The organism is Jeotgalicoccus psychrophilus DSM 19085, assembly GCF_000425845.1.
GTDB classification, from domain to species: domain Bacteria; phylum Bacillota; class Bacilli; order Staphylococcales; family Salinicoccaceae; genus Jeotgalicoccus; species Jeotgalicoccus psychrophilus.
On the sequence record NZ_KE384465.1, the window covers coordinates 40,817 to 61,470 of the forward strand.

The 20,654-nt window shown below is 43.3% G+C and carries 21 protein-coding genes and 3 tRNA genes; 21 read left to right on the forward strand and 3 right to left on the reverse strand.

Features of this window, described 5'->3' with window-relative positions; genetic code table 11:
* Positions 1-144 precede the first annotated feature (144 nt).
* From H625_RS0111880 to H625_RS0111890, 3 genes are all read left to right on the forward strand, one after another.
* Positions 145-220, forward strand: a tRNA-Val gene (locus tag H625_RS0111880).
* Positions 221-248: 28 nt separating this feature from the next.
* A tRNA-Gly gene (locus H625_RS0111885) sits at positions 249-323 on the forward strand.
* Between the two features lie 19 nt (positions 324-342).
* Positions 343-416: transfer RNA gene (locus H625_RS0111890), tRNA-Ile, on the forward strand.
* A 105-nt stretch (positions 417-521) separates the two neighbouring features.
* Here H625_RS0111890 and H625_RS0111895 read toward each other — a convergent pair.
* Complete coding sequence (locus tag H625_RS0111895; protein WP_026860115.1) at positions 522-1,844, reverse strand: MurT ligase domain-containing protein; 1,323 nt, start codon at positions 1,842-1,844, stop codon at positions 522-524.
* A 121-nt stretch (positions 1,845-1,965) separates the two neighbouring features.
* On the opposite strand from H625_RS0111895, the gene H625_RS0111900 reads away from it, so the two are divergent.
* Positions 1,966-2,775: a ZIP family metal transporter gene (locus tag H625_RS0111900; RefSeq protein WP_026860116.1), complete on the forward strand. Its 810-nt coding sequence runs from the start codon at positions 1,966-1,968 to the stop codon at positions 2,773-2,775.
* 139 nt (positions 2,776-2,914) lie between these two features.
* Here the strand turns inward: H625_RS0111900 and H625_RS0111905 are convergent, their stop codons facing one another.
* Entirely contained in the window at positions 2,915-4,126 is a 1,212-nt protein-coding gene (locus H625_RS0111905) for a NupC/NupG family nucleoside CNT transporter (protein ID WP_026860117.1), read from the reverse strand.
* Positions 4,127-4,396: 270 nt separating this feature from the next.
* Here H625_RS0111905 and H625_RS0111910 point away from each other — a divergent pair, with 270 nt between their 5' ends.
* The 4 genes from H625_RS0111910 to H625_RS0111925 are packed head-to-tail and all read left to right on the forward strand — an operon-like array spanning position 4,397 to position 8,835.
* Positions 4,397-4,864 carry a CtsR family transcriptional regulator gene (locus tag H625_RS0111910; protein WP_026860118.1) on the forward strand — a complete coding sequence of 156 codons (468 nt, stop codon included), beginning with the start codon at positions 4,397-4,399 and terminating at the stop codon, positions 4,862-4,864.
* 4 nt (positions 4,865-4,868) lie between these two features.
* On the forward strand, positions 4,869-5,381 hold the full coding sequence (locus H625_RS0111915; protein ID WP_026860119.1) for a UvrB/UvrC motif-containing protein: 513 nt from the start codon (positions 4,869-4,871) through the stop codon (positions 5,379-5,381).
* On the forward strand, positions 5,374-6,387 hold the full coding sequence (locus tag H625_RS0111920; protein WP_035785991.1) for a protein arginine kinase: 1,014 nt from the start codon (positions 5,374-5,376) through the stop codon (positions 6,385-6,387). The genes H625_RS0111915 and H625_RS0111920 overlap by 8 nt, the downstream gene beginning before the upstream one ends.
* A 3-nt stretch (positions 6,388-6,390) precedes the next feature.
* Positions 6,391-8,835, forward strand: a complete 2,445-nt coding sequence (locus H625_RS0111925; RefSeq protein ID WP_026860121.1) for an ATP-dependent Clp protease ATP-binding subunit — start codon at positions 6,391-6,393, stop codon at positions 8,833-8,835.
* Positions 8,836-8,890: 55 nt separating this feature from the next.
* Here the strand turns inward: H625_RS0111925 and H625_RS0111930 are convergent, their stop codons facing one another.
* The gene (locus H625_RS0111930) at positions 8,891-10,369 is read right to left on the reverse strand and encodes an anthranilate synthase component I family protein (RefSeq protein ID WP_026860122.1); all 1,479 of its coding nucleotides are present in this window, start codon (positions 10,367-10,369) and stop codon (positions 8,891-8,893) included.
* Positions 10,370-10,583: 214 nt separating this feature from the next.
* On the opposite strand from H625_RS0111930, the gene radA reads away from it, so the two are divergent.
* From radA to secE, 13 genes are all read left to right on the forward strand, one after another.
* Entirely contained in the window at positions 10,584-11,963 is a 1,380-nt protein-coding gene (gene radA / locus H625_RS0111935) for a DNA repair protein RadA (protein ID WP_026860123.1), read from the forward strand.
* 14 nt (positions 11,964-11,977) lie between these two features.
* Positions 11,978-13,036, forward strand: a complete 1,059-nt coding sequence (locus H625_RS0111940; RefSeq protein WP_026860124.1) for a PIN/TRAM domain-containing protein — start codon at positions 11,978-11,980, stop codon at positions 13,034-13,036.
* The gene (ispD, locus tag H625_RS0111945) at positions 13,033-13,704 is read left to right on the forward strand and encodes a 2-C-methyl-D-erythritol 4-phosphate cytidylyltransferase (RefSeq protein ID WP_026860125.1); all 672 of its coding nucleotides are present in this window, start codon (positions 13,033-13,035) and stop codon (positions 13,702-13,704) included. The genes H625_RS0111940 and ispD overlap by 4 nt, the downstream gene beginning before the upstream one ends.
* Positions 13,705-13,708: 4 nt before the next feature.
* A complete protein-coding gene (gene ispF, locus H625_RS0111950; protein WP_026860126.1) occupies positions 13,709-14,194 on the forward strand; it encodes a 2-C-methyl-D-erythritol 2,4-cyclodiphosphate synthase in 486 nt (161 codons plus the stop codon).
* Positions 14,191-15,645: a glutamate--tRNA ligase gene (gene gltX, locus H625_RS0111955; protein ID WP_156897241.1), complete on the forward strand. Its 1,455-nt coding sequence runs from the start codon at positions 14,191-14,193 to the stop codon at positions 15,643-15,645. The genes ispF and gltX overlap by 4 nt, the downstream gene beginning before the upstream one ends.
* Positions 15,646-15,890: 245 nt before the next feature.
* Positions 15,891-16,547 (forward strand): serine O-acetyltransferase, encoded by a 657-nt coding sequence (cysE, locus tag H625_RS13150; protein ID WP_035785993.1) that lies wholly within the window; start codon positions 15,891-15,893, stop codon positions 16,545-16,547.
* Positions 16,531-17,925: a cysteine--tRNA ligase gene (gene cysS / locus H625_RS0111965; RefSeq protein ID WP_026860128.1), complete on the forward strand. Its 1,395-nt coding sequence runs from the start codon at positions 16,531-16,533 to the stop codon at positions 17,923-17,925. The genes cysE and cysS overlap by 17 nt, the downstream gene beginning before the upstream one ends.
* Positions 17,918-18,316 (forward strand): Mini-ribonuclease 3, encoded by a 399-nt coding sequence (locus H625_RS0111970; protein ID WP_026860129.1) that lies wholly within the window; start codon positions 17,918-17,920, stop codon positions 18,314-18,316. The genes cysS and H625_RS0111970 overlap by 8 nt, the downstream gene beginning before the upstream one ends.
* Positions 18,316-19,059 carry a 23S rRNA (guanosine(2251)-2'-O)-methyltransferase RlmB gene (gene rlmB, locus H625_RS0111975; RefSeq protein WP_026860130.1) on the forward strand — a complete coding sequence of 248 codons (744 nt, stop codon included), beginning with the start codon at positions 18,316-18,318 and terminating at the stop codon, positions 19,057-19,059. The genes H625_RS0111970 and rlmB overlap by 1 nt, the downstream gene beginning before the upstream one ends.
* A gap of 2 nt (positions 19,060-19,061) precedes the next feature.
* Positions 19,062-19,586, forward strand: a complete 525-nt coding sequence (locus H625_RS0111980; RefSeq protein ID WP_035785995.1) for an NYN domain-containing protein — start codon at positions 19,062-19,064, stop codon at positions 19,584-19,586.
* 61 nt (positions 19,587-19,647) lie between these two features.
* On the forward strand, positions 19,648-20,298 hold the full coding sequence (locus tag H625_RS0111985; RefSeq protein ID WP_026860132.1) for a sigma-70 family RNA polymerase sigma factor: 651 nt from the start codon (positions 19,648-19,650) through the stop codon (positions 20,296-20,298).
* Between the two features lie 10 nt (positions 20,299-20,308).
* Positions 20,309-20,446 (forward strand): 50S ribosomal protein L33, encoded by a 138-nt coding sequence (rpmG, locus tag H625_RS13515; RefSeq protein ID WP_074431621.1) that lies wholly within the window; start codon positions 20,309-20,311, stop codon positions 20,444-20,446.
* A gap of 17 nt (positions 20,447-20,463) precedes the next feature.
* Entirely contained in the window at positions 20,464-20,640 is a 177-nt protein-coding gene (secE, locus tag H625_RS0111990; RefSeq protein ID WP_026860133.1) for a preprotein translocase subunit SecE, read from the forward strand.
* Positions 20,641-20,654 lie beyond the last annotated feature (14 nt).

Sequence of the window (20,654 nt, forward strand, 5' to 3'; positions counted from 1 at the left end):
CGTTTGCTCCGCAATGAGCGGCTGTCATTGCGAAGCAAACAATAAGAGTCCTGACTCCACCGCCTGTTATTAATTTTATGTAAAATTCTATTGACATTTTAACTAAAAATCTATAATATATATATTAGTTTGATTTTGCTTTTAGGAGAATTAGCTCAGCTGGGAGAGCATCTGCCTTACAAGCAGAGGGTCGGCGGTTCGAGCCCGTCATTCTCCACCATTTCATACTCAAATTAATATTTATAAATGCGGAAGTAGTTCAGTGATAGAACATCACCTTGCCAAGGTGGGGGTCGCGGGTTTGAATCCCGTCTTCCGCTCCATTTTTTATTAAATACATAGGGGCCTATAGCTCAGTTGGTTAGAGCGCACGCCTGATAAGCGTGAGGTCGGTGGTTCGAGTCCACCTAGGCCCACTTACAATAGATTATCACTTTCGACTGTCTGAGTCGGAAGTGATTTTTTGTTTTACACAAAAATAAGCTGCACAAAGTTTAACTTTGTGCAGCGAAAGACAAGTCTTATTTTATATGTCCTTTATCTATTAAAGCTTTGCGGATTTCGAGCATTGCGGTATAGGTTGCAAGCATGTGAATCTGCGTAGTCGGCGCATGTTCAATCGCTTCGATTACACTGGCAAGGTCACCTGCTGCATCGATATTATTTTTGTCGAAGCCTGCTGTAACCAGCCGGTCGGTCATAGTATCGACAGCGATACCGCCTGTAATCACCTTTTCGATATTTAAATCGGTTAATGATTCGAATTGTGTATCATCAAGCCATTTTAAATCGATGCCGTCCGCGGGACGGTTATTAAGAAGTGCAACCAGCGTAAATGGTTCTTTTTCAAGCTTCACGAGGTTCAGTACCTGATCGACTCCGACAGGATTTTTAACGACGTTAAGGATGATTTTCTTATCGTATGCGATAATGACTTCCTGACGGCCGAAAACGCGTTCGTTCGCAAGGAATGCATCTTTAATATCAGCCGGTGAGACATCGAAAAATCTGCCGACGCTGTACGCTGCAAGTGCATTGTAGATATTATAAACTCCTGCGTTGTGAAGCGTGTATAAATCGTTATCGAGCTTGAACGTTGAGTGTGTGACATTGAGTTCCTGAACGCCGGTTACTTTGTAGTCGAGCTCAGGGCGTTTGAAGCCGCATGACTGGCAGTAATAGTCACCAAGATTAGCATATGTGAAATGGTGGTAATTTAAAGTGTGACCGCATTTTGGACATTTTATATCTTCTTTTGACTGATCGCTCGATTCAATATCTGTATCGAAGCCGAAAAACTTCTTGGGATTCGGTAAGTCCTGAGAGTTGAACAGAGGCAGATCACCGTTGGCGATAATTGTGGCCTCAGGCACTTCGCGAGCTGCGTCCGTGAGCAGGTCATATATTTTATCAGTTGTACCGTAACGGTCGAGCTGATCACTGAAAATATTCGTATGTACAAATAATTTAGGCTGCAGTTCTCTGACGACGTTTTTTAAAGAGCCTTCGTCTACTTCGAGAATAGCAATGGCATCTTTCGTTGTACGCGGTGCATTTAGAAAAGCACCGACGATTCCCTGCTTCATATTAGAACCTGAACGGTTCGTGATGATGTTTTTGTATTTTTTAGACAGAGCATTTGTCGTAAGAGTCGTCGTCAAAGTTTTGCCGTTAGTTCCTGTAATCACGATAACATCGTAATTTTTTGCGAGATTCCGAAGTAGATTTTTATCGATGGAAAGAGCGATTTTACCGGGAAGACTGCTGCCGCCGTTCGTAAATTTTGTCAATAAATAACTGGTCATTTTACCTGAGTTTTTAGCTATAGTGGATTTAAGTGTCATTCATGTACGCTCCTTTATCTTAAAACTGCTGGGAATCAATTATAACATTCAGTATTATTCGGTACTATATTTTTTTGAAAAGCGTTATAATAATCATTATTAATCACTGAGGAGAGTAAACATGTTGGATTTCTTTATGAGTTTGGAAGCATGGCAGCAGGCGTTACTCGCCACGTTGTTTACGTGGACTATGACGGGTCTCGGTGCAGCGATTGTATTCCTGACAAAAGGCGTAAGTGAAAACTTTCTAAATATAACGCTCGGCTTTGCGGGCGGAATTATGATAGCAGCGAGTTTCTGGTCGCTTTTAGCTCCAGCTATTGAGGCGAGTGCCGACAATCCTATCGGGGAATGGTTCCCTGCACTGGTGGGCGTGCTTGGCGGTGCATTATTTATTTATGTATTCGATAAATTAATACCTCACCGTCACAGGGGTGAGGATTCGACAGAAGGGCTCTCCTATAATACCTCGAGACGCAGTACGCTGCTTATCACGTCGCTCACACTGCATAACATACCTGAGGGACTGTCTATCGGTATTCTGTTCGGTGCTGCGGGCCTCAGTGGAGATCCGGTAATGACGATGAGTGCCCTGACACTGGCAATCGGTATCGGGTTGCAGAACATTCCGGAAGGAACAGCGGTATCGATGCCGCTTCGGGGAGACGGCGCAAGTAAAAGGCGTGCGTTCTTCTGGGGCTGGATGTCTGCCATCGTAGAACCGATGGCTGCAATGGTCGGTGTACTGCTGATTGGCATGATGGAGCCGGTACTGCCTTATGCCCTCGCTGCAGGTGCTGGTGCGATGATATTCGTCGTCGTGGAAGAAGTAATACCAAGCACACAGAAAAATGGACATTCCGATGTTGCAGTCTTTGCATTTATGATTGGTTTCGCCATTATGATGGTGCTGGACGTTGCACTGGGTTAAGAGATATAAGTTTAATAATGTAAATAAACCGTATATCAGACTCTGAGGAAGCTGATATACGGGTTATTGCTTATAATTTTTCACACAAAAAAACTCCGGAGGATTATCCTCCGGAGTTCATTTATAAAGTTTTATAATCTTAGTAGAAGAATCCGATGATTACAGAACTTAGTAATGAAACAAGTGTTGCACCGTAAACTAATTTAAGACCGAACTTCGCAACTTTGTCTCCGCTTTCGCCATGAAGACCTTTTACAGAACCGGCGATAATACCGATACTTGCAAAGTTAGCGAATGAGATCAGGAATACTGAAAGCATTGCCTGTGTTTTCTCTGATAGAGTTTCTGCTAATGGCATGAACTCTAAAATTGCTACGAATTCGTTTGTAATAAGTTTCGTTGCCATTAATGAACCGGCAGTCTGAGCTTCATCCCATGGAATACCAATCAGGAATGCGACCGGCATAAAGATGTAACCAAGAATATCCTGGAATGATAAGTTTGATCCCGGAATTAATAGGAATATGTTGTTTAACAGACCAATTAAAGCGATAAACCCGATAAGCATCGCGCCTACGATAAGGACGATTTTACCACCGTCGATGATGTAATCTCCAAGAACCTGGAAGAAAGATTTACCTTTCTCGGGGTTTGTAGAAATTTCAACGTCGCCGTCATTAATTTCTTCTTCGTACGGGTTGATAATGTGAACAATAACGTATACACCGAACAGGTTAAGAACGATTGCGATAATTACAAACTGCGGGTCGAGCATAGTAAAGAATGCACCGACGATTGACAGTGAGATTGAACTCATTGCCTGTGCTGATAATGTGTAAAGACGCTGTGTTGTCATTTTAGGCAGGTGGTTTTTAAGTGATACAAAAACCTCAGACTGTCCAAGCATCATTGATGCCGCACCGTTGTATGACTCTATGTAGGGCATACCAGTGATTTTCGTAAGCAGGAATCCAATTCCTTTAATAATGAAAGGAAGAATTCTCGTGAATGATAAAATACCGATAATTGCTGAGATGAAGATAATCGGAAGTAACACGTTGAATAAGAACACGTTTGCCGGTTCTCCTTCAGTTGTAGACATCAGATCACCAAAGACGAAAATTCCGCCTTCTCTTGCAAATCCGAGTAAACTATCAAATACGCCAGCAAGCCACAGGATGAATGTCTGTCCACCTGTTGTACTTAAGAACAAGAATGCAGCAAGGATTTGCAGCACAAGTAATACGACAATGTTTTTCCAATGCTTAAATGCAAGCTTTTTGTTGCTGCTTGCGATCCATGCCAGGAAGATGACGAATAGTATACCAACTATTCCCATTACAATACTCATAGTAAGCCTCCAAAAAATAATGTATGAAATTGTTCTCTATGTATATGTTTCCATTTAATTATAAAGTAAATGTTACAAATACGCGATACTGAATCATTATAATGCAAACGTTTACAGAAATAAAGGGTGTATTGAGAGAAATAAACAAAAAAAGTCGATTTTCTAAGAAATACAAACAGTAGATTTTTTTAAAAAAATAAACAAGAGATTTGCCAAAAAAACGCACAGACGGTATACTTTAGTCAAAGTTGGTCAAGGAGGAGTGATGATATGCGTAATATGTCGGATATCATTGAGCAGTACTTAAAAGATATGATTGAACAATCTGGCAATGAAGTCGTTGAGATTAAACGCGCGCACATCGCTGAAAAATTTGATTGTGTGCCGTCACAACTAAACTATGTAATAAAAACCCGTTTTACGAACGAGCACGGTTATGTAGTAGAAAGCAAACGCGGCGGAGGCGGCTACATTAGAATCACCAAGGTGGAAACTCACTCTGAAACTGAGTACCTTCTGCATCTTCAGAACTTAATTGGAGAAAACATCTCGCAGTTAAATGCGGAGCATCTGGTCCAGTCCATGTATGAAAATGAAGTCATTACTTACCGGGAATCACAAATTATAGATGCAGTGATGAAACGCGAAATTTTATCGCTTGAGCTGCCTTACAGAGATATTTTAAGAGCAAAAATTTTACGGCGTATAATTACAGCTATACTCTATGCTAAGGAGTGATGAGATGAAATGTGAAATATGCAACGAGCGTGAAGCGGCAATTCATATTTCGAAAGGTTCGGGGCATGCTCACAGAGAACAATATTTGTGTGAACAATGCGCCAATCAATCGATGGATATAAATTATAATCAGACGGATAACCCGTTTGATATTCAGACGCTGTTAAAAATGCTTGCGAACAATTCACAGCGTGAACAGACAGAAACAGAGCAGCATGCCTGTCCGACCTGCGGTTCGACACTAAAGAGTGTTGTTAAGAACGGATTATTCGGCTGCAGCCACTGTTACGAATACTTTGAGCGCTACGTGCCGGAAATCGTCACGCGTGTGCAGTTAAATCAGCAGCGTCATATCGGCAAAATACCGTCGCAGGCACACGATACTTTAAAACTGAAACGGGATATCCAGTCGCTTGAACAGACGCTGCAGGAGAAAGTGAAAATGCAGGCCTTTGAGGAAGCAGCGGTAGTCCGCGACCAAATTCAGGCGCTGAAGGACGGTGAGACCTATGAATAGACATACGAGTATGTGGATTCAAAATGCGGTGAACACAGAAATAGAAATGTCATCGCGGATCCGTCTCGCACGTAATATTAAAGGTGTGCCTTTTACTCACGTGCTTGAAGACGATGAAGATCTCGAGGCCCTTGGAGGGCTGGTAGCGAAAGTTCTGCCTGATTACGGTCTCACAGCTGTACAGAAGCTGCCTGTTCCAGATAGAGCGCTGCTCGTTGAAAAGCATTTAATCAGTCCAAATTTTGCGAAACACGGCAACCGTGTATTTATTAATAATGATGAAGATGTATCTATTATGCTTGGTGAAGAAGATCACCTCCGCATACAGGCGCTCGGGACGAATATCGGCCTTGAGTCACTTTATGAGAAAGCAAATGCAATAGATGATACATTGGAAAAAAAGATAGAGTATGCTTTTGATGAACAATACGGTTATTTAACGGCGTGTCCGACAAATATCGGCACCGGCATGAGAGCATCGGTGATGCTGCATCTGCCGGCACTCACAGCAACGAATAAAATTCAGAGATTCCACAACAACCTGACACGTTTCGGTTTTACCCTGCGTGGTATATACGGGGAAGGCTCTGAACCGCTGGGTTCAGTATATCAGCTCTCCAATCAGGTAACGCTCGGCTTTGAAGAATCAGTTATTATAAATAATTTGACCGAGCTGAAAAACCGTTTAATAGAAGAAGAGCGTATGGCAAGACAGCATTTACTGACGCTGGACACCAAGGATGCGGTAAACCGTTCACTCGGAATTCTGCAGCATGCTTATAAATTATCGTTAAAAGAAGCGTCAATGCATTTAAGCAATGTGAAGCTCGGTATCGATTTATCGTATATTGAATTTCCAGATTTCAACTTTCAGGAATGGTTCCAGCTGATTCAGCCGGCATTTGTTAAAGAACGTATAAATATAGAAGAAGACTACGATTCACCTGGGGGTGCGGCGGAAAGTGCGCGAGCATCCTTAATGCGTGAATTACTAGGAGGGAAATAGAGTATGCTATTTGGTAAATTAACAGAGCGTGCCCAGAAAGTACTGGCGTATGCACAAGAAGAAGCAATCACACTAAAAAACTCTAATATTGGTACAGAGCATCTGCTGCTCGGTTTAGTCAAAGAGCAGGAAGGTATTGCAGCAAAAGTTCTCGCATCATTTAATATTGATGAACAGCGGGTCAATGAAGAAGTTCATAATTTAATCAATACAGGCACTGAAAAAGCCTCATCTATACACTACACGCCCCGTGCTAAAAAAGTCATCGAACTGTCGATGGATGAAGCGCGCAAACTGCATCACAATTTTGTCGGTACAGAACATCTGCTGCTCGGCTTAATCCGTGAAAGTGAAGGTGTGGCAGCACGTGTGCTGGCGAACTTAGATCTAAATATTACGAAAGCACGTGCCGCTGTAATTAAAATGCTCGGGAACCCCGAGTCATTCCAGTCTCACAGCAGCGTCGAGAGAGATACGAATACACCCACACTTGACTCTCTGGCACGTGATCTAACGCAAATCGCAAGAGAAGATTTGCTCGATCCGGTTATCGGACGCTCAGACGAAATTACACGTGTGGTTGAAATACTGAGCCGCAGAACGAAAAATAACCCGGTTTTAATCGGTGAACCTGGTGTAGGTAAAACTGCAATTGCAGAAGGGCTTGCACAAGCAATTATTCAAAACGAAGTACCTGAAAATTTAAAAGGCAAGCGTGTCATGTCACTCGATATGGGTACGGTTGTTGCGGGAACTAAATACCGCGGTGAATTTGAAGAACGCATGAAAAAAGTAATGGATGAAATTCATAAAGCGGGTAACGTCGTGCTCTTTATCGATGAGCTGCATACGCTTATCGGTGCCGGCGGCGCAGAAGGTGCAATCGATGCATCAAACATTTTAAAACCTGCGCTGGCACGCGGTGAACTGCAGTGTATCGGTGCGACAACGCTCGATGAGTTCCGCAAGCACATTGAAAAAGACGCAGCACTCGAGCGCCGTTTCCAGCCGGTTATGGTCGATGAACCAAACGCTGAAGATGCACTCCTTATCTTAAAAGGACTGCGCGACCGTTATGAAGCACATCACCGTCTGACGATTACAGATGAGGCGCTTGAATCGGCGGTACGTATGAGTGACCGTTATATTCAGGATCGTTTCTTACCGGATAAAGCAATCGATTTAATCGATGAAGCATCGTCTAAAGTCAGATTGAGAAGCTATGCAGCTCCGCCTGACTTAAAAGACTTAGAAGCTGAACTTGAAAATGTGAAAAAAGAAAAAGATGCAGCGGTACAGAGTCAGGAATTTGAAGCGGCAGCGAATTTCCGTGATCAGCAGACGAAAATTGAACGTCAGGTGAAAGAATCGGAAGAGAACTGGAAGAAAGAACAGGGAGACTCATCGCAATCAGTAACACCGGCAGATATTGAGCTCGTTGTTGCAATGATTACAGGCATACCTCTGACTAAAATTGCAGAAGATGAATCTGACAGACTGTTAAATCTTGAATCGATTCTGCACGAACGTGTTATCGGCCAGAACGATGCGGTCACATCGATTTCAAAAGCGGTAAGACGTGCACGTGCAGGACTTAAAAATCCTAAGCGTCCAATCGGCAGCTTTATCTTCCTCGGACCGACAGGTGTCGGGAAGACCGAACTTGCAAGAGCTCTCAGCGAAACGATGTTCGGTGAGGAAGATGCAATGATTCGCGTTGATATGAGTGAATATATGGAAAAACATTCCGTATCACGTCTTGTCGGTTCACCCCCCGGCTATGTCGGCTATGATGACGGCGGTCAGCTGACTGAAAAAGTAAGAAGAAAACCTTACTCATTAGTACTGTTCGATGAAATAGAAAAAGCGCATCCCGACGTTTTCAACCTGCTGCTGCAGGTGCTGGACGACGGCCGCTTGACGGACTCGAACGGACGGACAGTCGATTTCCGCAATACGATTATTGTGATGACATCGAATGTGGGTGCACGTGAACTTCAGGATCAGAGATTCGTCGGCTTCGGCGGACCAGCTGCGGATAATTACGAAAATGTGCGCAGCACAATGATGAAAGAACTTAAGAATTCTTTTAGACCTGAATTTATTAACCGTGTGGACGACATTATCGTGTTCCATAAATTAGAAAAAGAACACCTTAAAGAAATTGTCAGCTTAATGATCAATCAGCTGCGTGAACGTCTGATAGACCAGAACATTCATATTGAAGTGACTGAAAAAGCGACTGAACGTATCGCAGAAGAAGGCTATGATCCGGAATACGGAGCGCGTCCTTTAGCGAGAAGCATTCAGAAAAACATTGAAGATACTCTCAGTGAATCACTGCTTAGCGGTGAAAGCTTTGAAAACAAACTTGTCACAGTAGATTACAAAAAAGATAAGTTTACGGTCAAAACAAAAGACAGAGCAAGAGACGCAGTAGAACAATAATAAAAACCCCAATCTCTCAAACAAACTTGAGGATTGGGGTTTTACTTACATAAATTTAAGGGTGAAAAACTTCTTCCGCGAGATTAATTGCATTGAACAGCGCGCTCGCTTTGTTAATAGTTTCCTGATATTCATTTTCCGGTGTAGAGTCGGCAACAACCCCGGCACCGGCTTGAACGCTGACGGTACTGCCTTCAAGAATCATCGTCCGTATCGTAATACACGAATCCATATTGCCGTCGAAACCGTAATACAGAATACACCCGCCGTACAGACCGCGATTATCGGGTTCAAGTTCGCGGATAATTTCCATGGCACGTGTTTTTGGTGCGCCGGTAAGGGTGCCAGCAGGGAATGAATTGAAAAATGCTTCAATCGGTGATACATCATCCCGCAGCGTACCGTTAACAACACTGATGATATGCATGACTTCTGAGAATCTGCCAATCGTCATATAACGGCTGACTTCGACGCTGTCCAAAACCGATACTTTACGAAATTCATCCAGTGCCAGCTCGACGAGCATTTTATGCTCGGCAACTTCTTTTTCGTCATTGAGCAGTTCCTGTGCGATTGCCTCGTCTTCTTCTGGCGTCTGTCCGCGCCTTCTGGTGCCGGCAATTGGATGAATTTCAAGTCTATTATCCTTAACCTGCAGCTGGCGTTCGGGAGAACTGCCGATCAGCTCTGCGTCAGAAAAGTTTAAGTAGAACATATAGGGTGATGGATTGATGTTTCTTAAAATCCGGTACAGTTCAAATCCGGAGCACTGCGTGACTGTATCAAAACGCTGTGAAATTACAGTCTGCTCTATCTCACCGCGGCTGATATGATTTTTTATCACATCGACATCGCGTTTGAAATCAGTTTCTTTGTAGTTGCTTGTAAATGTCAGCTGCGGATTTTCGGCCTGTCTTCGTGAAAGCATTAAATCCTCGAGCTGAATATTGCTCTGCAGCTGTTTTTTAAGTGAGTGAATACGTGTTTTTAAAGTGTTATATGTATCTTTAACACTTTCAAAGCGTTCTGGATTTTCAAATGAGATGATGGAAGTCTGCTGTTTGCGGTGGTCGTAGGCGATCAGCGTGCGTGTGAAAACGAATTGATAATTGCCGTGCTGACTGCCGTCGCGCGGTTTGATGCCGGCGAGATCCTGCACAGCTTCATAATTTATATAGCCGACAGCACCGCCTTTAAACGGGAGGTCTATGCTGTCGGTGTATGCGTCGACATAATTCTGTGCATAATCGAGTGCTTCTTTCAGCGTGCTGAATGTAAATGTTTTTTCTGTGTCGAGATCAGTCATAAGAAACCCGTCACGGGCTTCACTTATATCGATAAAAGGATCCAGGCCGATAAATGAATAATTCGACCATTCTGATGCAGGGTCCTGACTTTCTAAAATATAAAGCGCGTCGTCCTTTAATGCATTGAACATATGTACCGGCGTCAATACATCGGTGTAAAAACTTTCAATCAGCGGCAAAGTCTTGTGCGACCCTGCGCTTTTGGAAAAATCGTTAAATGTCTGCATAGAATCTCCTTCTCTTTTTTTAAGAATATTAATTTATCTTAGAGAAGCTGCAGCAGATTTGCAACTGTGCTGATAGAATAATCTGAAAATATTTTGTGAAGGAACGAACAATATTCGATATTATCATTAATATCACAGGCTTCTGCCTTTAAATCAGCTGAAATAAATAATACAATAGTAATACGTAAATATAATAGGGGGAGAATATACACGGATGGCAAAAGCAAAAGTATCATTTGAATGTATGGCATGCGGTTATGAGTCGCCGAAGTGGATGGGTAAATGTCCAAACTGCGGCGCCTGGAACCAGCTTGAAGAGAAAATTGTACATAAAGAAGCCGCGCCGGGACGCGGTACATTAGGCAAAACACCTGCCGATGACCGGCCCCGCGCAACGAAACTGACAACAGTTAAAAATAGTGATACACCACGTACGACAACGCGCTCGGGAGAGTTTGACCGTGTGCTTGGCGGCGGTATCGTTAACGGTTCGCTTATTTTAATCGGTGGGGACCCGGGTATCGGAAAGTCGACGATTTTACTGCAGACAGCATTAATTTTAGCGGAAAACCATAAAGTGCTTTACGTTTCGGGTGAGGAATCGCTTGAACAAATTAAAATGCGTGCAGACCGTATTACAGAAAAGCCGTCGGACCTGACTGTATTTTGCGAGACGAACTTATTATATATTCACGAAGAAATTAAAAGATCGAAGCCGGACTTTTTAATTATTGATTCCATCCAGACAGTATTCCATCCGGATGTCACGAGCGCACCGGGGAGTGTCGCTCAGGTAAGAGAAAGTACGCAGTCTATTATGAACATCGCAAAAGGCAATAATATTGCGACGTTTATCGTCGGTCACGTGACTAAAGACGGTCAGATTGCAGGGCCGAGACTGCTTGAACACATGGTAGATACCGTGCTGTATTTCGAAGGGGACCAGCATCATTCATACCGTATTTTGCGTGCTGTAAAAAACCGTTTCGGTTCGACGAACGAAATGGGTATTTTCGAGATGAAGGCGAAAGGTCTCGAAGAAGTATTGAATCCTTCGGAAATTTTCCTTGAAGAACGTTCGAAAAATGCACCAGGCTCGGCTATCGTTGCAACGATGGAAGGTACAAGAGCGATGCTTGTTGAAGTTCAGTCACTCGTGACGCCGACTCACTTCCATAACCCGAGACGCATGGCGACCGGAGTGGATACAAATCGATTGTCGTTATTAATGGCAGTACTTGAAAAATCGGAAGGAATGCTGATGCAGCAGCACGATGCTTATATTAAAGTAGCGGGCGGTGTGAAGCTCGATGAACCGGCTGTCGATTTAAGCGTCATTATCAGTATCGCCTCCAGTTTCCAAAATATCGCGGTACGCGGTGAAGACTGCTTTATCGGTGAAGTGGGGCTGACCGGTGAAATCAGACGGGTAACTAAAATAGAGCAGCGTCTGCAGGAAGCGGCGAAGCTCGGTTTTAAGCGCGCAATTGTACCTGCCTCCAATTTAAGCGGTGTAGATGTACCGGCAGGTATTGAAGCAATCGGCGTGAAAACATTAAGGCAGGCAATTAAATACGCGCAACATAAAGATTAAAAAGGAGGGATAATATGCTCAAGTATTTACTGTATGTCGTTTACATATTGATTGGTATTTCGTTAGGCGTCTGGCTGTTCCCTGAACTGCAGATGATTTTGCCGTTTGAAGTGCCGAGAATATTTAACAACATACTCATAAGCGGCACGCTCGGTGTTCTGTTATTTTTCTTATTATTTGGCTGGACGCTGTCGCACGCACATAGTTTTCTGAAGAAAAGTGAGGGCTATTTGCTTTCAAGAAGCCTAATCGAAATTGTTTTTGCCACACTTGGAATGATGCTGGGACTTGTAATCGCTGTCTTAATATCTCTTTTAATCAATACACTGGACATTCCATTAATAGGCGAAATCGTCCCGATTATTTTTGCGGTAGTGCTCGGTTATTTAGGATTTATGATTGGCCTCAGAAAATTCAGCGAAGTACTGGATTTCTTCCCAAGAGCTTCGGGGAAAGCAAAAGCTGAAGGCAGTCATATAGCATTGAAGAAGTTTATCGACACGAGTGTAATTATCGACGGACGGATTATTGACGTTGTGGAAACAGGCTTTTTAGAAGGTGAAATTATCATTCCGCAATTTGTACTGGATGAATTGCAGCTGATTGCAGATGCTACTGATCCCGTTAAAAGAGAAAAAGGCCAGCGCGGACTCGATATGCTGAATGTATTGCAGGAGAAAACTCCGAATGTCCGTATTGAGCCGGTAACATACGACAAACTCGATGTAGATCAGCAGCTGATTGATATTGCTAAAAAAGAAAAAGGTGCAATATTAACGACAGATTATAATCTGAATAAAATATGCCAGCTTCATGATATTCCGGTGCTTAATGTTAACGAGTTAAGCGGAGCGATTAAAACCGTCGTCGTTCAGGGTGATGTGTTTGAACTGTTTGTTTCAAAAACAGGGAAAGAAGAAAATCAGGGTGTCGGTTATCTTGAAGACGGCACGATGGTCGTTGTCGAAAATGGGGAAAACTTAATTAATCAAATGGTGCCTGTCATTGTGACAAGTGTACTGCAGACTAATTCAGGACGGATTGTCTTTGCGAAACTGGAGAAGAATAAATGAAATATACAGTAATTATTCCGGCTGCGGGACTCGGTTCCCGTATGGGGCTCGGATATAACAAAGTACTTCTTGAAATTGACGGAGAACCGGTCATTAAAAGAACGGTCAGGCATTTTGAAAATGATCCGGATTGTGAAGCGATTCATCTGGCGGTCAGAGCAGAAGAGACAGCTCTTATGCATGAACTCTTCGATGCTTCAAAAAAAGTAGCGGGGATTCATATTGGCGGTGCCGAACGCCAGGACAGTATATATAATGCACTGGTCAATGTTCGTACTGCGGATTATGTTTTTGTGCATGATGGAGCGAGACCATTTCTGACTGCTGACATCCTTACGAGACTGAAGGCTAAAGTTGCTGATACTGGTGCGGTGATCTGCGGTGTAAAAACTAAAGACACTCTGAAGCGCGTTATTGACGGCAAAGTCAATGAGACGCTGGTCCGGGATGAAATCGTCGCGGTGCATACGCCGCAGGCGTTTAAGTACGATATTCTGAAAAGGGCATACGAGCATTCGAAAGAACATAATCTTGAAGTGACAGATGACTCGATGATGGTTGAAGCGATAGGTAAAGAAGTCTATTTAGTCGAATCGACTTATGATAATATTAAAATAACAACAAGCGAAGATTTGCAGCTTGCGCATATGATTCTTAAAGGAAAGTAGTGAGATGATGAGGATCGGTCACGGTTATGATGTTCATGCATTCGACGCATCCCGCCCGCTGATTTTAGGCGGTATGGAAATTCCCCACGACTTTGGGTTAAAAGGACATTCCGATGCGGATGTGCTGCTGCATACAATTACGGATTCAATATTGGGAGCACTCGCACTAGGGGATATCGGGAAATTTTTCCCCGATACAGATGAAAAATTTAAAGATGCGGATTCCCGTGTGCTGCTGGATGAAGTAGTCTCGATGATGCATACAAAAGGTTATGAAATCGGCAATGTCGATGCAGTTGTGATTGCTGAAAGACCTAAACTAAGAGGGTATATTGACGAAATGCGTGAGAATGTAGCAGCGCTTTTGAAGACTGATATATCAAATGTTAATATTAAAGCAACAACATCGGAAAAATTAGGATTTACAGGCAGAGAAGAAGGTATCGCGAGTGAAGCGGTCGTACTTCTTAACAAACAGGAGGCAAAATAATGACTAAAGTAAGAGTGAGATATGCACCGAGTCCAACTGGATTCCTGCACATAGGAAACGCACGCGCAGCACTGTTTAACTATTTATTCGCACGCCATCACGGCGGAGATTTCATTATCCGCATTGAGGATACTGATAAAGCGAGACATGTAGAAGAAGGTGAAGACTCTCAGCTGAACTACTTGAAGTGGCTCGGTATCGAATGGGATGAAAGTGTAGATGTTGGAGGGAACTACGGTCCTTACCGTCAGTCGGAACGCGGAGAAATCTACGCTCCATACATTCAGAAGCTACTGGATGATAACAAGGCCTACCGCTGCTATATGACTTCTGAAGAACTTGAAGCTGAAAGAGAAGATCAGCTGAAAAATGGTCAGACACCGATGTACGGCGGCAAACATGCAAACTTAACAGCTGAACAGGAAGAACAGTTCAAAGCTGAAGGCAGAGAGCCTGCAATTCGTCTCCGTGTGCCGAAGGATAAAACATATACGTTCAACGACATGGTTAAAGGTGATGTCTCGTTTGACTCTAATGGATTCGGAGACTGGGTTATCGTTAAAAAAGACGGGGTGCCGACGTATAACTTTGCTGTAGTTATCGATGACCACGAAATGGAAATCACACATGTACTTCGCGGTGATGACCATATTTCAAACACACCGAAACAGATGATGGTCTATGAACACTTAGATTTACCGCTGCCTGAATTCGGCCACACGGCTTTAATCGTTAACGCTGAGAAGAAAAAATTATCGAAACGCGATGCTTCAATTATTCAGTTTATCGAGCAGTATGAAGAATTAGGCTACCTGCCGGATGCGATGTTTAACTTTATCGCACTCTTAGGCTGGTCTCCTGAAGGTGAAGAGGAAATCTTCACGAAAGAAGAACTGATTGCGAACTTCGATGAGAACAGATTATCGAAAGCTTCTGCATTTTTCGATAACCAGAAATTAATGTGGATTAATAACCAGTACATGAAACAAAAAAATTCTGAAGAGATTTTTGATATGGCACTGCCGTTCCTGCAGGAAGCAGGCAGAGTTGCTAAAGATCCTGATGAAACACAGCTTGACTGGGCGCGTAAACTGGTAGCATTGTATCAGCCGCAGATGAGCTATGCTGCAGAAATTACTGAGCTCTCAGAGCAGTTCTTTAAAGATCATGTTGAGTTTGATGCTGAAGCAGAGGAAGTGCTTGAACAGGAGCATATTTCTGAACTGATGACTGCACTTCACGAACACTTTACGACGCTTGAAGACTTTTCTCCTGAAGGAGTTAAAGCTGAAATTAAAGCAGTGCAAAAAGCGACAGGCATTAAAGGCAAGAAATTATTTATGCCGATCCGCGTAGCGGTAACAGGCGAAACAAAAGGGCCTGAGCTGCCGGATTCAATTTCATTAATCGGCAAAGAGACAGTTCTTGAACGTATTAAACGCTTGATCTAGTCTGAACTATTGAAATAACGGGCAGTCTGCCGTATGATATAAGTGTTAAAAGTTAAGTATATAAACCGCTGGACACAAAGAGATTATCCGCCTGCTGAGAAGGATAACAAAGCGTTTGTAGAATTGCGCTTTTAATATGGAATGAACTGTATATTAAAAGTGATAAAGCAGAGTGGAACCGTGCGTAAGCGCCTCTGTCCGATTACCGGGCAGAGGCGTATTTTTATGATTTTAGGAGGACGAAGATGTTTCAGAGAGTGAAAGAAGATTTAAATATGGTACTGTCACTCGATCCGGCAGCGAAAAACCGATTCGAAGCATTTTTTACGTATTCAGGAGTTCACGCAGTGTGGGCGCATTTGATTGCACACTGGTTTTACAGAAAGAATTTTAAAGTGATTGCACGTGCAATCTCACAGGTGAGCCGCTTTGTGACCGGGGTAGAAATTCATCCGGGTGCAAATATCGGCAGACGGCTGTTTATCGACCATGGTATGGGTGTAGTAATCGGAGAGACGTGCAACATCGGCAATGATGTGACGATATATCAGGGGGTAACACTGGGCGGAACGGGTAAAGAAGACCATAAGCGCCACCCTGATATCGACGATAATGTGCTGATTGCAGCTGGTGCCAAAGTGCTTGGAAACATCCGCGTCGGCGAGTCATCGAATGTCGGGGCCAATTCTGTTGTACTGAAAAATGTGCCGCCCCATTCAACAGTAGTCGGTATTCCCGGTCATATTGTGAAACAGCACGGGCAGCGCGTCAGAAAACATAATAACTTTGATCACCGTGAACTTCCGGATCCATTGTTTGAAAAATTACTGGAACTTGAAAAAGATATTAATAACTTCAGAAGAGAAGTTGGGAATGAGGTAAAAGATGGTTCGCATATATAATACAATCACTAGAAAAAAAGAAGAATTTAAGCCGCTTGAAGAAGGTAAAGTAAGCATGTACGTCTGCGGTCCGACAGTATATAACTATATTCATATCGGCAATGCGCGTCCTGCGATTGCTTTTGATACAGTCCGCCGTTATTTGGAGTATAAAGGTTATGAAGTGAAGTACGTATCGAATTTTACGGATGTCGACGATAAACTGATTAAAGCATCGAAAGAACTGGGCGAAACAGTACCGGAAATAGCAGAGCGTTTTATCGAAGCATTTTTCGAAGATACAGGTGCGCTCAATGTTAAAAAAGCAGATGTGCATCCGAGAGTCATGGATCATATGCCGGACATCGTTGAGTTCATTAAAGTACTTATCGATAAAGGGCATGCTTATGAATCGGCAGGCGATGTATACTTTAAAACACGTTCATTTGACGGTTACGGTAAATTGTCACAGCAGTCAGTGGACGACTTGAAAATTGGTGCACGTATCGACGCGGGCGAGAAAAAACAGGACCCGCTTGACTTTGCATTGTGGAAACAGGCAAAAGACGGGGAAATCAGCTGGGACTCTCCTTGGGGCACAGGCCGTCCGGGCTGGCACATCGAGTGCAGCGTGATGGCACGTGAGCATCTTGGCAATACAATTGATATTCATGCCGGCGGACAGGACTTAACGTTCCCGCACCATGAAAATGAAATCGCACAGAGTGAATGTATGACAGATGAGACATTTGCGAATTACTGGATGCATAACGGCTATATTAATATCGATAACACTAAAATGTCGAAGTCACTCGGCAACTTTATTTTAGTGCACGATATTATTAAAGAAGTTGAACCGAACGTGCTCCGCTACTTTATGGTGAGCGTGCACTACCGCAATCCGATTAACTATAACCGTGAACTTGTCGACGCGGCGCGCAACGGTCTGATGCGCATTCAAGACAGCTATCACCAGGCGTCGGAACGACTGGATAAAGCGGTCGGTACAGAAATTGATGATAAGGTGCTTAGTGCAATTGATTTGAATCTTCAGCAGCTTGAAGCGTTTATGGATGATGATTTTAATACGGCAAATGCTGTATCGGCGTGGCATGAACTGACAGGCGAACTCAATAAGTACCTGCGTCAGCCGGCGACAGCAAAAGAAGTGCTGCAGAAATTTATCGAAGCTTTTAAGATTTACTCGGAAATTCTCGGTGTGAACCTGGCCCGAAAAGAGCTGCTGCTGGACGAGGAAATTGAAGCGCTGATTGAAGAACGTGAAGCGGCGCGTAAAAATAAAGATTTTGCCCGTTCGGATGAAATCCGCGACAGCCTAAAAGCACAAGGCATTGTCTTAGAAGATACTAAAGACGGTGTGAGGTTTAAACGTGGATAATTTTAAACTTGATACGGTACCGTCACTGTCGCTCGCATTTTTAGGAGATGCAGTTTATGCGGTGCATGTCCGTGAGCATTTAATAAGAAACAAACCGTATTTAAAACCTGATGTGCTGCACAGAGAAGCAAATAAGCTTGTCAGTGCACGTGCGCAGGCAGAAGCGCTGCACTTCCTCCGAAAGTCGGAACTGCTGACGGAAGAAGAATGGGATATCGCAAAGAAAGCGCGCAACAAGTCGAGTGCGACCCGTGCGAAAAACGCATCGATTAAAGAGTACCGGGACGCATCCGGACTGGAAGCACTCGTCGGGCATTTATCATTAACGGAGAATGAAACGCGTATTACAGAGCTGATGGCTCATATTATTGAAAACGGGAGTGAAGCGTAATGGAGAGTTCAGTTATAGCAGGACGCCACGCGGTAAAAGAGCTGCTGCGTTCAGGCAGTGATATTAATAAAATTTATATGCAGGATACCGTAAATAAAAGCCAGCTGAAAGAAATTTTGGATTTAGCGAAAGAAAAACGCGTTGTCGTGTCAGCAGTACCGAAAAGTAAACTGGACGGTATGACGGATGAGCGCCATCAGGGCATCGCTGCAATGGTCAGTGCACATGAATATATGCCGCTCGAAGAATTGCTTTTAAATATTGAAGGCAAGGATGCCAATGTTATTATCCTGGACGGTCTGGAAGATCCGCATAACCTCGGTTCTATTTTAAGAACGTGTGATGCAGTCGGGTTCGATGCAGTCATTATTCCAAAACGCCGATCAGTGCTGCTGACGGATACAGTCGCTAAAACATCCACTGGTGCGATAGAATATGTACCGGTTGTCAGAGTGACGAACATCAACCAGACAATTGATAAGCTGAAGGATCATAACTTCTGGGTTATCGGCAGCGATGGTTCCGGTACGCTGGACTACCGTGAGATGAATGCGAAATCAGGAAGCACCGCATTGGTAGTAGGCAGTGAAGGTGAAGGTATCAGCAAGAAGACGTTGGAAAAATGCGACTTTATGGTTAAAATTCCAATGACCGGTGAAATTACGAGCTTGAATGCTTCGGTTTCAGCAGCATTGCTGATGTACGAAGTATATCGCCAGCAGAACCCGCTTGGACGTGAGTGATTATGCGCAAAAAAAGACGCTTGCTCGTCGTTGACGGTTATAATTTAATCGGCGCCAACTCAAGGTTATTTGCAGAGTCTAAAATTTCACTCCAGCTTGCACGGGAGGAAGTGCTGAAAAGACTGAGTGAGTATCAGGCGCTTCAGAACTATGAAATTATCTGTGTGTTTGATGCATATGAAGTTAAAAGCCAGGAAGCGGTTATCGATTATTACGGCATCACGGTCATTTATACAAAAGAAAAAGAAACGGCGGATGAATATATTGAGCGTTTTGTTTACGATAACTATCATCCTCATCTGTGCGATATCAGTGTCGTCACGAGTGACCTGACCGAACAGAATGCAATATTTGCCTACGGCGCCTACCGGATTCCTTCAAGAGAGATGTGGCTGGATCTGGCAGAAGCCGATAAAAATATCAGTGCGCACATTGAGACAATAAATGAAAAACTGCCGAGGACAAAATTGGATATCAGTGAAGAAGTACTCGCAAAAATGGAAAAACTGAGACGCGGCGAAAAATGACGCCTTGAACGTCCGCCTGTTACCTCATATATTAGAAGTAATATAAATGGGAGGCGAGCGGATGTATTCAGTAAAATCATTTTATATTTACGTTAGCGAGCGGCCGGCTGATTACGGAAACAATGAAGCGAAACTGGATGCCTATGCGCTGCAAGTGAAAGCGGGGAATTTCGCCGAATTTGATGAAATTGACCGCGAGCTCCGTCCGATCATCAGAAGAATGACATTTAAATATGATATGAACGAATATGACCGCGAAGACCTGATCCAGGAAATGCTTTTAAGTGCATTGATGCTGTGCTTAAGATTCGATTATTCAAAAGGGCATTACGGACATTATGCGCTTCGTTCCATCAGACTGAAAATGTACAGCTGCGTTAATTACTTAAGCGTCTCCCGTCAGATTGAAATTTGTCCGGAAGAGGTTTATATGCTGGAGCACAGACATGCACTGTCGCATGTTATATTAAAAGAAGCCCAGGAAGAGTATGCAGGAGCGGTCGGCAATTTATCAAATTTTGAAAAAAGGGTCCTGAAATTATTTATGGGCGGTGCGACTTTTGACGAGATAGGCAGCATTATTAACAAGGAGCCAGAGTCGGTAATCAATACACTTTACAGGATTAAATTCAAGTTCAGTTCGGTTGAAGATTTACACGCCGTTATTGACAATGATGCCTTAAGCCGATATAGTATACTAGAATTGAAATGAGGATTTTAAGATGAAAATTGCTCTTATATGCAGTGACTGCGGCTCGCGTAATTATTCATTGAACAAGCCGGTTCACAACGAAAGACTCGTCATGAAAAAACATTGTCCAAAATGCAATAAGCATACCACGCATAAAAGTTCTATATAGTTCAGGGGGAACGGTTGATGAATAATAATAAGAACTTCTTCCAAAATGTAGTTAGCGAGATGAAGAAAGTCAGCTGGCCGACAGGGCAGGAAGTAGTCCGTTATACGACGACAGTAGTACTTACTGTAGTATTTTTCTTAGCATTTTTCTACGTGCTGGATATTGGTATTACAGCACTAATTGATTTTATGTAAATTTAAAGGAGCGG